The sequence below is a fragment of the Pseudomonas oplopanacis genome (assembly GCF_057128725.1).
The window spans coordinates 87,443-99,459 of the sequence record NZ_JBSKHV010000015.1 but is presented as its reverse complement, the minus strand read 5'-3'; the positions used below and the strand labels follow the sequence as shown (position 1 = coordinate 99,459).

The following is a 12,017-nucleotide window of genomic DNA, read 5'->3' as shown; positions in this document are numbered from 1 at the left end:
TGAGAGTCCCCCTCGCGATGACGCCTCTAGATACCAAGCGCCCGCTGCAGCTCAATGATCAGGGCCAGCTGCGCCACTTCCTCTCGCTCGACGGTTTGCGCCGCGAGCTGCTGACGGAAATCCTCGACACCGCCGACTCGTTCCTCGAAGTTGGCGCCCGGGCGGTGAAGAAAGTCCCGTTGCTGCGCGGCAAGACCGTGTGCAACGTGTTCTTCGAAAACTCCACCCGCACCCGCACCACCTTCGAACTGGCGGCCCAGCGGCTGTCGGCAGACGTGATTACCCTGAACGTGTCGACCTCGTCGGCCAGCAAGGGCGAAACCCTGCTCGACACCCTGCGCAACCTGGAAGCCATGGCCGCCGACATGTTTGTCGTGCGTCACGGTGACTCCGGTGCCGCACACTTCATCGCCGAACATGTCTGTCCGCAAGTGGCGATCATCAACGGCGGCGACGGCCGGCACGCGCACCCGACGCAGGGCATGCTCGACATGCTGACGATCCGTCGCCACAAGGGCGGCTTCGAAAACCTCTCGGTGGCCATCGTCGGCGACATCCTGCACTCGCGGGTCGCGCGCTCGAACATGCTGGCGCTGAAAACCCTCGGCTGCCCGGACATCCGCGTGATCGCCCCGAAAACCCTGCTGCCGATCGGCATCGAGCAGTACGGCGTGAAGGTCTACACCGACATGACCGAAGGCCTCAAAGACGTCGATGTGGTGATCATGTTGCGCCTGCAACGCGAGCGCATGGCCGGTGGCCTGCTGCCGAGCGAGGGCGAGTTCTACCGCCTGTTCGGCCTGACCACCGCGCGCCTGGCCGGGGCCAAGCCGGATTGCATCGTCATGCACCCGGGGCCGATCAACCGCGGGGTGGAGATTGAATCGGCGGTGGCCGACGGTCCGCACTCGGTGATCCTCAACCAGGTCACCTACGGTATTGCGATTCGTATGGCCGTGCTGTCCATGGCCATGAGCGGGCAGACTGCGCAACGTCAATTCGAGCAGGAGAACGCCCAGTGAAGCTCAGCATTCTCGGCGCACGCGTAATTGATCCAGCCTCTGGCCTGGATAAAGTGACTGACATCCACATTGAAGCCTGCAAGATCGTCGCCCTCGGCGCCGCCCCAGCCGGTTTTGTCGCCGTCGACACCCTCGACGCCCAAGGCCTGGTGGCCGCTCCCGGGCTGGTTGACCTGAACGTCGCCCTGCGCGAGCCGGGCTACAGCCGCAAAGGCTCGATCATCAGCGAAACCCGCGCCGCGGCCGCCGGTGGCGTGACCAGCCTGTGCTGCCCGCCGAAAACCAAACCGGTGCTGGACACCTCGGCCGTGGCCGAATTGATCCTCGACCGCGCCCGTGAAGCCGGCAACACCAAAGTCTTCCCGATCGGCGCCCTGAGCAAAGGCCTGGACGGCGAGCAACTGGCCGAGCTCGTGGCCTTGCGCGATGCCGGTTGCGTGGCCTTCGGCAACGGCCTGGACAGCTTCCGCAATACCCGCACCCTGTGCCGGGCGCTGGAATACGCGGCGACGTTCGACCTGACGGTGATTTTCAACTCGCAGGACCACGACCTGGCCGAAGGTGGCCTGGCCCATGAAGGCCCGACCGCGAGTTTTCTCGGTTTGCCGGGCATTCCGGAAACCGCTGAAACCGTGGCCCTGGCCCGAGACCTGTTGCTGGTCGAGCAAAGCGGCGTACGCGCGCACTTCAGCCAGCTCACCAGCGCTCGCGGCGTGGCCCTGATCGCTCAGGCCCAGGCCCGTGGGCTGCCGGTGACCGCCGATGTCGCGCTGTATCAGCTGATCCTGACGGACGAAGCCTTGATCGACTTCAGCAGCCTCTACCACGTCCAGCCGCCGCTGCGCACCCGCGCCGACCGCGACGGCCTGCGTGCGGCGGTGAAATCGGGGGTGATCTCGGCCATTTCCAGCCATCACCAACCGCATGAGCGGGATGCCAAACTGGCGCCGTTCGGCGCGACAGAGCCGGGCATCAGCAGTGTTGAACTGCTGCTGCCGCTGGCAATGACGCTGGTGGAGGATGGTTTGCTGGACCTGCCGACGTTGCTGGCGCGCTTGAGTGCCGGGCCTGCCGAAGCATTGCGCTTGCCGGCCGGTAAGTTGGCGGTGGGTGGGCCGGCGGATATCGTGCTGTTCGACCCTGCGGCGTCGACCGTGGCGGGTGAAACCTGGCTGTCCAAGGGTGAGAACTGCCCGTTCATTGGGCATAGCCTGCCGGGCGTGGTGCGCTACACCTTGGTGGATGGGCGGATTAGCCACCAGGCGTAACCGAGTTGCCTTCAATCGCGAGCAGGCTCGCTCCCACACTGGATCTGTGTCGTTCACAAATCCCCTGTGGGAGCGAGCCTGCTCGCGAAGGCTTACTGGAAAGCGCCTCTGTTCTGGGCGTTGCGCAGGGATACCTGGTCATTCAGCGTCCAGAAGTCATACAGCACCCCGACAAAGAACAACCCGCCCGTCACCAGGTACAGCAACCCGCTGATCCACTTCCCCTGATACATCCGGTGTACGCCGAATACCCCGAGAAACGTCAGCAGAATCCACGCCACGTTGTATTCGATCGGCCCCGCGGTGAACCGAAGATCCGCTTCACGGTCCATTGCCGGAATCAGAAACAGGTCGATCAGCCAGCCAATTCCCAGCAAGCCAAAGGTGAAGAACCAGATCGTCCCGGTCACAGGCTTGCCGTAATAGAAGCGATGAGCGCCGGTAAAGCCGAAAATCCACAGCAGATATCCGATCACTTTGCTGTGCGTATCTTGATGCGCGGCGGACTGTTGATAGCTGTTCATGGAGCACCTCGATTCACACGATAGATAAATATTCTTTAAATCTTTGTGACTTTTTTACAGGTTGCCGACGTATGGCAGATGCTACCTTGATGTCCGTCAAAGCCTTATAGCACCTGACTTCTGTCCGACAATTGCGTCCATTTGCCGCTTGTTTGGTTCCATTGACCACCAGGTTGAATCGACCAACGGCCTCGGAAGGGCAAAAAAAGCTGTTATAAAGTTGCGCGTTCACCTATTCGAGCCCTGCCTAATGCGTCCATTTTTCAAGACATGGCTAACCATTTGCCTTTTGATGCCACTGGCCGCCCACGCCACCAATCGTGAGCAACGTCTTCCAAACGTTAATGGTTACACCCCAAAATCCCATGTTTCTGCTCCTTCGAGTAAAAACAAACAAAATGCAAAACACTCGGCCCAGCTGAGTGACAACAGCAAGCTTGTTCCGCCGATGGCGAGCAAGACCAGCAGCAACGTGCTGAGCCGCGCTGTAAACGTCCTCGGTACTCCATACCGTTGGGGCGGCAGCAGCCCAAGTAAAGGGTTCGACTGCAGCGGCCTGGTGAAATATGCGTTCAACGACGCCACGTTTGACCTGCCGCGCACCTCTAACGCCATGGCCAGCGGTCACGGCGAGAAAGTCGATCGCAGCGATTTGAAGCCGGGCGACCTGATTTTCTTCAACATCAAGAGCCGTCGGGTCAATCACGTTGCCATCTACCTGGGCAACGACCGCTTCATCCACGCACCCCGTCGTGGCAAGTCGGTGACCATCGACACGCTGAAGAAGCCGTACTGGGAAAGCCACTACGTGGTTGCCAAGCGGGTTCTGCCGAAAGAACCGAATCAGATGCGCGTCGTTCAGCGCTGATCCGAAAATCCCGGGCCTGCCCCGGGATTTTTTTGTGCATGATGGCCCTTTCGCGAGCAGGCTCGCTCCCACATGGACTGCATCAATCCTGTGGGAGCGAGCCTGCTCGCGAAGGGGCCCCGTGAGAACACCGCATCTCAAAAATTATCCGGCGACCGCGCCTTCTCCCGCGCATGCTCGCGGCTGATCAAGCCCTTGGTCACCAAGTCCTTCAAGCACATATCCAGCGTCTGCATCCCCAGGTTCCCGCCGGTCTGAATCGACGAGTACATCTGCGCGACCTTGTCTTCGCGGATCAGGTTACGGATCGCCGATGTGCCGAGCATGATCTCGTGAGCCGCAATCCGCCCGCCGCCGATCTTCTTCACCAGCGACTGTGACACCACCGCCAGCAACGACTCGGACAGCATCGAACGCACCATCGATTTTTCATCCCCCGGAAACACATCCACCACCCGGTCGATGGTTTTCGCCGCTGAGGTGGTGTGCAGCGTGCCGAACACCAGATGCCCGGTCTCGGCGGCGGTCAGCGCCAGGCGAATGGTTTCCAGGTCGCGCATCTCCCCTACCAGAATCACGTCCGGGTCTTCCCGCAACGCCGAGCGCAGGGCCGTGGCGAAACTGCGCGTATCGCGATGCACTTCGCGCTGGTTGATCAGGCATTTGCGCGATTCGTGGACGAACTCGATCGGGTCTTCGATGGTGAGGATATGGTGATGGCGATGGTTGTTCAGGTAATCGATCATCGCCGCCAGGGTGGTGGACTTGCCGGAGCCGGTCGGGCCCGTCACCAGCACCAGCCCGCGCGGCGCGTCGGTGATTTTTCGAAACACCTCACCCATGCCGAGGTCGTCCATGCTCAGGACCTTCGACGGAATGGTCCGGAACACGGCGCCTGCGCCACGGTTCTGGTTAAACGCGTTAACCCGGAAGCGCGCCACACCGGGCACCTCAAAGGAAAAATCGGTTTCCAGGTGTTTCTCGAAGTCCACCCGCTGGGTGTCGTTCATGATGTCGTAGATCAGTTCTTGCACCTGTTTGTGGTCCAGGGCCGGCAGGTTGATGCGTCGCACGTCGCCGTCGACACGGATCATCGGTGGCAGGCCGGCGGACAAGTGCAAGTCGGATGCGCCCTGTTTAGCGCTGAAAGCCAGCAGTTCAGTGATATCCATAGCGCCCCTCAATTCCAGTAGAATGCCGCGAACCTTCAGACCGCTGGCGCACATTGAATGTCCACGATAGCAGACAACATTGCTCAGGTTAGTTCACGCATCCGTGCCGCCGCCCTGGCCGCCCAGCGCGATGAGCACAGCGTTCAACTGCTGGCCGTGAGCAAGACCAAACCCGCCGAAGCCCTGCGCGAAGCGTACGACGCCGGCCTGCGCGACTTTGGCGAGAACTACCTGCAGGAGGCCCTGGGCAAACAGCTCGAACTGGCCGACCTGCCCTTGATCTGGCACTTCATCGGCCCCATTCAATCGAACAAGACTCGCGCTATCGCCGAGCACTTCGCCTGGGTGCATTCCGTGGATCGATTGAAAATCGCACAACGCCTGTCCGAACAACGTCCTGCCGATCTGCCGCCCCTGAACATCTGCATCCAGGTCAACGTCAGCGGTGAAGCCAGCAAATCCGGCTGCACCCCGGCCGACCTGCCGGCCCTGGCCAAGGCCATCAGCGAATTGCCACGCCTTAATCTGCGCGGGTTGATGGCGATTCCCGAGCCGACCGATGATCGTGCCGAACAGGATGCCGCTTTTGCGGCCGTACAAAGCCTGCAAGCCAGCCTGAACCTGCCGCTGGACACACTTTCCATGGGCATGAGCCATGACCTCGAGTCGGCCATCGCCCAAGGCGCCACATGGGTCCGTATCGGTACGGCCCTGTTCGGCGCCCGCGACTACAGCCAGCCTTGACCACTTTCTTTTCTAAGGACCTGACATGAGCAAAACTCGTATTGCCTTTATCGGTGCCGGCAACATGGCCGCCAGCCTGATCGGCGGCCTGCGCGCCAAGGGTCTGGACGCCTCGCAAATCCGCGCCAGCGATCCGGGCGCCGAAACCCGCGCCAAGGTGGCTGCCGAACACGGCATCGAAGTCTTCGCCGACAATGCCGAGGCCATCCAGGATGCCAACGTCGTCGTATTGGCGGTCAAACCCCAGGCGATGAAAGCCGTGTGTGAAGCGATTCGCCCGAGCCTGAAACCGAATCAATTGGTGGTGTCGATTGCCGCGGGCATCACCTGCGCCAGCATGAACAACTGGCTCGGCGCCCAGCCGATCGTGCGTTGCATGCCCAACACCCCGGCGCTGCTGCGTCAGGGCGTAAGCGGTTTGTATGCCACCGCCGAAGTGAACGTCGATCAACGCCAACAAGCTCAAGAACTGCTGTCGGCCGTCGGCATCGCCCTGTGGCTGAACGAAGAGCAGCAACTGGACGCGGTCACTGCGGTGTCCGGCTCGGGCCCGGCGTACTTCTTCCTGCTGATCGAAGCCATGACCGCCGCCGGCGTGAAACTCGGCCTGCCGGCAGACATCGCCTCGCAACTGACCCTGCAAACCGCGCTGGGCGCCGCACACATGGCGGTTGCCAGCGATGTTGACGCCGCCGAACTGCGTCGTCGTGTAACGTCGCCTGCGGGCACCACGGAAGCTGCGATCAAGTCATTCCAGGCCGGTGGCTTCGAAGCCCTGGTCGAAACAGCACTCGGCGCCGCTGCGCATCGCTCGGCCGAGATGGCTGAGCAACTCGGTCGCTAATCAGCTCTTACAAAGGAATCAACGATGCTCGGACTCAATGACGCTGCCATTTTCATCATTAAAACCCTTGGCAGCCTGTACCTGCTGATCGTACTGATGCGTTTCATCCTGCAACTGGTTCGGGCGAACTTCTACAACCCGCTCTGCCAGTTCATCGTCAAAGCCACTCAGCCGTTGCTCAAGCCGTTGCGTCGGGTGATCCCGAGCATGTTCGGGCTCGACATGTCGTCGCTGGTGCTGGCGCTGATCATCCAGATGCTGCTGATCGCGGTGATCCTGGCGCTCAAAGGCTTCATGGTCGACTGGCTGCTGTTGGTGCCGTGGGCCCTGATCGCGCTGTTCTCGCTGTTCTTGAACATTCTGTTCTACGCCATGATCATCAGCGTGATCCTGTCGTGGGTCGCCCCGGGCAGCCACAATCCGGGCGCCGAACTGGTTGCGCAGATTACTGAACCGGTCCTCGCGCCGTTCCGCCGGATCATCCCGAACCTGGGTGGTCTCGACATTTCGCCGATCTTCGCCTTCATCGTGATCCAGCTGCTGCAAAGCTGGCTGATCCCGCGCCTGGCGTACTTCGCCTTCATGCCGCAGGGGCTGCTCGGCTTGATCTGATGAGCTACTTTCGCTGGGAAGGTGACGACCTGATTCTGGAGTGTCACCTGCAACCGGCGGCCCGCAGCGATGATTTCTGCGGGCTGCACGGCGATCGCCTGAAAATCCGCCTGACTGCGCCGCCGGTTGAAGGCAAGGCCAATGCGTATCTGATGGCGTTTCTGGCCAAGGCGTTTGGGGTTTCCAAAAGCCAGGTCAGTTTGATCAGCGGCGAGTTGAACCGGCAGAAACGGGTGCGGATCTGTTCGCCGAAGAAGCTGCCGGAGTTGCCTGATCTGGCGCGTCCGGCAGGTTGACCACGGCATCGTTCTTCGCGAGCAGGCTCGCTCCCACAATGGAATGCGTTCCCCTGTGGGAGCGAGCCTGCTCGCGAATGGCGCACCTCGGTCTGACTGAATGAAATCAGGCCTGCCCTTTGCTTGCCGCTAACCCCACCGGTCTTTAGACTTACGCCTCATTTCAACGAGAGCAGGGTCGATGCCAACTGCCTTTCCCCCCGATTCTGTTGGTCTGGTGACGCCGCAAGTGGCGCACTTCAGCGAACCCCTGGCCCTGGCCTGCGGGCGTTCGCTTCCAGCCTATGACCTGATCTACGAAACCTACGGCACGCTGAACGCCACGGCGAGCAACGCCGTGCTGATTTGCCATGCGTTGTCCGGTCACCATCACGCTGCCGGCTTTCACAGCGCCGACGACCGTAAACCCGGTTGGTGGGACAGCTGCATCGGTCCCGGCAAGCCGATCGACACCAGCAAATTCTTCGTGGTCAGCCTGAACAACCTCGGCGGTTGCAACGGCTCCACTGGCCCGAGCAGCATCAACCCGGAGACCGGCAAGCCCTTCGGCGCCGATTTCCCGGTGCTGACCGTGGAAGACTGGGTGCACAGCCAGGCGCGACTGGCCGACCGTATCGGCATCAGCCAATGGGCGGCGGTGATTGGCGGCAGCCTCGGCGGCATGCAGGCGATGCAATGGAGCATCACCTACCCCGAGCGCATTCGTCACTGCCTGGCCATCGCCTCGGCACCTAAGCTGTCGGCACAGAACATCGCCTTCAACGAAGTGGCGCGCCAGGCCATCCTCACCGACCCCGAATTCCACGGCGGTTCGTTCCAGGAAGCCGGCGTGATCCCCAAGCGCGGGCTGATGCTGGCGCGGATGGTCGGGCACATCACCTACCTGTCCGACGATTCCATGGGCGAGAAATTCGGCCGCGGCCTCAAGAGCGAAAAGCTCAACTACGACTTCCACAGCGTCGAGTTCCAGGTCGAAAGCTACCTGCGTTATCAGGGCGAAGAGTTCTCCGGACGTTTCGACGCCAACACCTACCTGCTGATGACCAAGGCGCTGGACTACTTCGACCCTGCAGCGAACTTCGACGACGACCTGGCGAAAACCTTCGCCAATGCCCAGGCCAAGTTCTGCGTGATGTCGTTCACCACGGACTGGCGCTTCTCCCCTGCCCGCTCGCGGGAACTGGTGGACGCGCTGATGGCGGCCAAGAAAGACGTCTGCTACCTCGAGATCGATGCTCCGCAAGGCCACGACGCCTTCCTGATTCCGATCCCGCGTTACTTGCAGGCCTTCAGCAATTACATGAACCGCATTGCGTTGTGAGAAAGCCATGAGAGCTGATCTGGAAATCATCCAGGAATGGATCCCCGCCGGCAGCCGCGTGCTCGACCTCGGTTGCGGTGATGGCGAACTGCTGACCTGGCTGCGCGACAACAAGCAAGTGACTGGCTATGGCCTGGAAAACGACCCGGACAACATCGCCGAGTGCGTGGCCAAGGGCATCAACGTCATCGAGCAGGACCTGGACAAGGGCCTCGGCAACTTTGCCAGCAACAGCTTCGATATCGTGGTCATGACCCAGGCGCTGCAAGCCGTGCATTACCCGGACAAGATCCTCGACGAAATGCTGCGGGTCGGTCGCCAGTGCATCATCACCTTCCCCAACTTCGGTCACTGGCGCTGCCGCTGGTACCTGGCGAGCAAGGGCCGGATGCCGGTTTCCGAGTTTCTGCCGTACACCTGGTACAACACGCCGAACATCCACTTCTGTACTTTTGAAGACTTTGAGGCGTTGTGTCGCGAACGTGAAGCCAAGGTCATTGATCGGCTTGCCGTGGATCAACAGCATCGGCACGGGTGGGCCAGTAAGCTATGGCCTAATCTGTTAGGTGAGATCGGTATTTACCGCGTCAGCAGCCCCGGGCTGCAGGATCACAAGGTCGCGGTCTGAACCACGACATTCCAAGGAGAACGAACATGGGTCGTCTAGCGCTGTTTGTACTTACTGCCTGCCTGAGCGTCACCGCCATGGCCGCTGACGTCATCAAGGGCGAACGCCAGGAAACCTTCGGCGACACGACGGTGCACTACAACACCTTCAACTCCACGTACCTGACTCCGGACATCGCTAAAGCGGCCGGTCTGACCCGAAGCAAGAACCAGGGTGTGATCAATGTCTCCGTGATCAAGGACGGCAAGCCGCTGACCGCTGAAGTGAACGGTTCGGTCAAAGACCTGACCAGCCAGACCGTGCCGTTGAACTTCAAACAGATCACCGAACAGGGCGCGATTTACTACATCGCCCAATACCCGGTGGATCAGCAGGAAATCCGCACCTTCGAAATCAAGGTGCAGAACGGTGACAAAATCAACACCATCAATTTCAACCAAGAGCTTTTCCCCGGCGAATGATCAACTTCACGCAACTCGTACTGGCCAGCCATAACGCCGGCAAACTCAAGGAACTCCAGGCCATGCTCGGTGACTCGGTGCAACTGCGCTCAATCGGCGAGTTCAGCACTGTCGAGCCTGAAGAAACCGGCCTGTCGTTCGTCGAGAACGCCATTCTCAAGGCCCGCAACGCCGCGCGCATTTCCGGTTTACCGGCGCTGGCCGACGACTCCGGGCTGGCAGTGGATTTCCTCGGCGGTGCGCCGGGTATCTATTCGGCTCGTTATGCTGACGGCAAGGGCGATGCGGCGAACAACGCCAAACTGCTCGACGCGTTGAAAGACGTGCCGGAAGCCGAACGCGGCGCGCAGTTCGTCTGCGTCCTCGCGCTGGTTCGCCATGCCGATGATCCGTTGCCGATCCTCTGCGAAGGCCTGTGGCACGGGCGTATCCTGCGGGCCGCCAGTGGCGAGCACGGGTTTGGTTACGACCCGCTGTTCTGGGTCCCGGAGCGCGATTGCTCCAGCGCCGAGCTGAGCCCGAGCGACAAGAACCAGATCAGCCACCGCGCCCGTGCAATGGATCTGCTGCGCCAGCGTCTGGGCCTGAAATGACCCACGACTCATCCGCGTCTCCGCTGATCTACGGCGGCGACGCCCAATCGCCACGGGCGGCACTGCCAGTGCTGCCGCCCTTGGCGCTGTACATCCACATTCCGTGGTGTGTGCGTAAATGCCCATATTGCGACTTCAACTCCCACACCGCCAGCCCGGTGTTGCCGGAAGAAGAGTACGTCGACGCCTTGCTCGCCGACCTCGATCAGGACCTGCACGCGGTGTACGGCCGTGAACTGAGCTCGATCTTCTTTGGCGGCGGCACCCCGAGCCTGTTCAGCGCCGAGGCCTTGGGCCGTTTGCTCAAAGGCGTCGAGCAACGCATTCCGTTTGCCAGCGACATCGAAATCACCCTGGAAGCCAATCCGGGGACGTTCGAGCAAGACAAGTTCGTGGCGTACCGGAAACTGGGGATCAATCGCCTGTCGATTGGCATCCAGAGCTTTCAGGAAGAGAAACTCAAGGCGCTGGGGCGGATTCACAACGGTGACGAAGCAGTACGTGCCGCCGGCATGGCGCGTCAGGCCGGGTTTGATAACTTCAACCTGGACTTGATGCACGGCTTGCCCGATCAGTCGCTGGAAGATGCCCTGAACGACCTGCGTACAGCCATCGCCCTGAAACCGACGCACCTGTCCTGGTATCAGCTGACGCTGGAGCCGAACACGGTGTTCTGGAACCAGCCGCCGACGCTGCCGGAAGACGACACGTTGTGGGACATTCAGGAAGCGGGTCAGGCGCTGCTCGCCGATCACGGTTACGCACAATACGAAGTCTCGGCTTATGCGCAACCGGGTCGCCCGGCGCGGCATAACCTCAATTACTGGAGCTTCGGTGACTTCATCGGCATCGGCGCTGGCGCCCACGGCAAGCTCAGTCATCCGGACGGGCGCATCGTGCGCACCTGGAAGACCCGCCTGCCCAAGGACTATCTCAACCCGGCGAAAAGCTTCAAGGCCGGCGAGAAAGCACTGACCAACGATGAGATGCCGTTCGAGTTCCTGATGAACGCGCTGCGCCTGACCGAGGGCGTCGAATCGCGGCTGTATCCGGAACGCACCGGGATGACCCTGGAAAGCCTCGCCGAACACCGCCGCGAAGCCGAACAAAGTGGCTTGTTGCAGGTCGAACCGTCACGTCTGGCGGCCACCGAGCGCGGACAGCTGTTTCTCAATGACTTGCTGCAGACATTTCTGAGCTGATTTCAGCCTTAAGGGAAAACGAATGGATTTGATACTCGACCTGCTCGCCACCGTGTCCCGCTGGAGCCGCAGTAACCTGTCGGAAATCGCCCTGGCTTTGGTGGGCTGTCTGCTGGTGCTGTTCGGTTCGGATTTCAAGACCTGGGTCGAGCAACGCCTGGGCAGCATCGCCGGTGCCCTGCGCGTCCCGCTGATGGCCCTGTTGTGCATGGTCGGCAGCGGCGCCGCGTTGATCTACGCCACGCCGTGGGTTGTTCGCGGCCTGAGCCAGTTCAACAACTACAGCCTGGCGCCGGTGTTGTTGGTGGTGCTGGTGCTGATCGGCGTGGTCGCTGACCGCCGCTGATGCCAAACCCAACGCAAAACAAATGTGGGAGCGAGCCTGCTCGCGAAGAAGCCATAACATCCAACATCTCTGTTGACTGTCAGACCGCTTTCGCGAGCAGGCTCGCTCCCACAGTT

15 protein-coding genes are annotated in these 12,017 nt (G+C 61.1%); 13 read left to right on the top strand and 2 right to left on the bottom strand.

Features of this window, described 5'->3' with window-relative positions:
* The first annotated feature begins 17 nt into the window (after positions 1 to 17).
* Both ACWKV5_RS24740 and ACWKV5_RS24735 read left to right on the top strand, forming a co-directional pair.
* On the top strand, positions 18 to 1,022 hold the full coding sequence (locus tag ACWKV5_RS24740; protein ID WP_046029744.1) for an aspartate carbamoyltransferase catalytic subunit: 1,005 nt from the start codon (positions 18 to 20) through the stop codon (positions 1,020 to 1,022).
* Positions 1,019 to 2,290 (top strand): dihydroorotase, encoded by a 1,272-nt coding sequence (locus ACWKV5_RS24735; RefSeq protein WP_059182019.1) that lies wholly within the window; start codon positions 1,019 to 1,021, stop codon positions 2,288 to 2,290. The genes ACWKV5_RS24740 and ACWKV5_RS24735 overlap by 4 nt, the downstream gene beginning before the upstream one ends.
* 92 nt (positions 2,291 to 2,382) lie before the next feature.
* Here the strand turns inward: ACWKV5_RS24735 and ACWKV5_RS24730 are convergent, their stop codons facing one another.
* Positions 2,383 to 2,814 (bottom strand): NINE protein, encoded by a 432-nt coding sequence (locus ACWKV5_RS24730; protein WP_483843388.1) that lies wholly within the window; start codon positions 2,812 to 2,814, stop codon positions 2,383 to 2,385.
* 250 nt (positions 2,815 to 3,064) lie between these two features.
* Here ACWKV5_RS24730 and ACWKV5_RS24725 point away from each other — a divergent pair, with 250 nt between their 5' ends.
* Positions 3,065 to 3,682, top strand: a complete 618-nt coding sequence (locus ACWKV5_RS24725; protein WP_123434727.1) for a C40 family peptidase — start codon at positions 3,065 to 3,067, stop codon at positions 3,680 to 3,682.
* Between the two features lie 137 nt (positions 3,683 to 3,819).
* Here ACWKV5_RS24725 and ACWKV5_RS24720 read toward each other — a convergent pair whose 3' ends face one another.
* Entirely contained in the window at positions 3,820 to 4,854 is a 1,035-nt protein-coding gene (locus ACWKV5_RS24720) for a type IV pilus twitching motility protein PilT (protein WP_483843387.1), read from the bottom strand.
* 57 nt (positions 4,855 to 4,911) lie between these two features.
* Between ACWKV5_RS24720 and ACWKV5_RS24715 the strand changes: the two genes are divergently transcribed.
* The 10 genes from ACWKV5_RS24715 (at position 4,912) to ACWKV5_RS24670 (ending at position 11,901) form a co-directional block, all read left to right on the top strand.
* Complete coding sequence (locus tag ACWKV5_RS24715; protein WP_483843386.1) at positions 4,912 to 5,598, top strand: YggS family pyridoxal phosphate-dependent enzyme; 687 nt, start codon at positions 4,912 to 4,914, stop codon at positions 5,596 to 5,598.
* A 25-nt stretch (positions 5,599 to 5,623) separates the two neighbouring features.
* Positions 5,624 to 6,442, top strand: coding sequence for a pyrroline-5-carboxylate reductase (gene proC, locus ACWKV5_RS24710; protein ID WP_483843385.1), 819 nt, complete (start codon positions 5,624 to 5,626; stop codon positions 6,440 to 6,442).
* A 24-nt stretch (positions 6,443 to 6,466) separates the two neighbouring features.
* On the top strand, positions 6,467 to 7,054 hold the full coding sequence (locus ACWKV5_RS24705; protein ID WP_027926561.1) for a YggT family protein: 588 nt from the start codon (positions 6,467 to 6,469) through the stop codon (positions 7,052 to 7,054).
* A complete protein-coding gene (locus ACWKV5_RS24700) occupies positions 7,054 to 7,350 on the top strand; it encodes a DUF167 domain-containing protein (RefSeq protein WP_483843384.1) in 297 nt (98 codons plus the stop codon). The genes ACWKV5_RS24705 and ACWKV5_RS24700 overlap by 1 nt, the downstream gene beginning before the upstream one ends.
* A 181-nt stretch (positions 7,351 to 7,531) precedes the next feature.
* Positions 7,532 to 8,671, top strand: coding sequence for a homoserine O-succinyltransferase MetX (gene metX, locus ACWKV5_RS24695; RefSeq protein ID WP_483843383.1), 1,140 nt, complete (start codon positions 7,532 to 7,534; stop codon positions 8,669 to 8,671).
* Positions 8,672 to 8,678: 7 nt separating this feature from the next.
* A complete protein-coding gene (gene metW, locus ACWKV5_RS24690) occupies positions 8,679 to 9,299 on the top strand; it encodes a methionine biosynthesis protein MetW (RefSeq protein WP_027926558.1) in 621 nt (206 codons plus the stop codon).
* 26 nt (positions 9,300 to 9,325) lie between these two features.
* A complete protein-coding gene (locus ACWKV5_RS24685; RefSeq protein WP_483843382.1) occupies positions 9,326 to 9,760 on the top strand; it encodes a DUF4426 domain-containing protein in 435 nt (144 codons plus the stop codon).
* A complete protein-coding gene (rdgB, locus tag ACWKV5_RS24680; protein ID WP_483843381.1) occupies positions 9,757 to 10,353 on the top strand; it encodes an RdgB/HAM1 family non-canonical purine NTP pyrophosphatase in 597 nt (198 codons plus the stop codon). The genes ACWKV5_RS24685 and rdgB overlap by 4 nt, the downstream gene beginning before the upstream one ends.
* On the top strand, positions 10,350 to 11,555 hold the full coding sequence (gene hemW / locus ACWKV5_RS24675; RefSeq protein WP_483843380.1) for a radical SAM family heme chaperone HemW: 1,206 nt from the start codon (positions 10,350 to 10,352) through the stop codon (positions 11,553 to 11,555). The genes rdgB and hemW overlap by 4 nt, the downstream gene beginning before the upstream one ends.
* 22 nt (positions 11,556 to 11,577) lie before the next feature.
* On the top strand, positions 11,578 to 11,901 hold the full coding sequence (locus tag ACWKV5_RS24670; protein ID WP_140671083.1) for a DUF3392 domain-containing protein: 324 nt from the start codon (positions 11,578 to 11,580) through the stop codon (positions 11,899 to 11,901).
* Positions 11,902 to 12,017 lie beyond the last annotated feature (116 nt).

Excerpts from the sequence above, each read along its gene's own strand:
- ACWKV5_RS24685 (WP_483843382.1), top strand. The coding sequence starts at position 9,326 with ATGGGTCGTCTAGCGCTGTTTGTACTTACTGCCTGCCTGAGCGTCACC.
- ACWKV5_RS24705 (WP_027926561.1), top strand. The coding sequence starts at position 6,467 with ATGCTCGGACTCAATGACGCTGCCATTTTCATCATTAAAACCCTTGGC.
- rdgB (WP_483843381.1), top strand. The coding sequence starts at position 9,757 with ATGATCAACTTCACGCAACTCGTACTGGCCAGCCATAACGCCGGCAAA.
- metW (WP_027926558.1), top strand. The coding sequence starts at position 8,679 with ATGAGAGCTGATCTGGAAATCATCCAGGAATGGATCCCCGCCGGCAGC.
- ACWKV5_RS24725 (WP_123434727.1), top strand. The coding sequence starts at position 3,065 with ATGCGTCCATTTTTCAAGACATGGCTAACCATTTGCCTTTTGATGCCA.
- hemW (WP_483843380.1), top strand. The coding sequence starts at position 10,350 with ATGACCCACGACTCATCCGCGTCTCCGCTGATCTACGGCGGCGACGCC.
- proC (WP_483843385.1), top strand. The coding sequence starts at position 5,624 with ATGAGCAAAACTCGTATTGCCTTTATCGGTGCCGGCAACATGGCCGCC.
- ACWKV5_RS24700 (WP_483843384.1), top strand. The coding sequence starts at position 7,054 with ATGAGCTACTTTCGCTGGGAAGGTGACGACCTGATTCTGGAGTGTCAC.
- ACWKV5_RS24720 (WP_483843387.1), bottom strand. The coding sequence starts at position 4,854 with ATGGATATCACTGAACTGCTGGCTTTCAGCGCTAAACAGGGCGCATCC.
- ACWKV5_RS24670 (WP_140671083.1), top strand. The coding sequence starts at position 11,578 with ATGGATTTGATACTCGACCTGCTCGCCACCGTGTCCCGCTGGAGCCGC.
- metX (WP_483843383.1), top strand. The coding sequence starts at position 7,532 with ATGCCAACTGCCTTTCCCCCCGATTCTGTTGGTCTGGTGACGCCGCAA.
- ACWKV5_RS24740 (WP_046029744.1), top strand. The coding sequence starts at position 18 with ATGACGCCTCTAGATACCAAGCGCCCGCTGCAGCTCAATGATCAGGGC.
- ACWKV5_RS24715 (WP_483843386.1), top strand. The coding sequence starts at position 4,912 with ATGTCCACGATAGCAGACAACATTGCTCAGGTTAGTTCACGCATCCGT.
- ACWKV5_RS24730 (WP_483843388.1), bottom strand. The coding sequence starts at position 2,814 with ATGAACAGCTATCAACAGTCCGCCGCGCATCAAGATACGCACAGCAAA.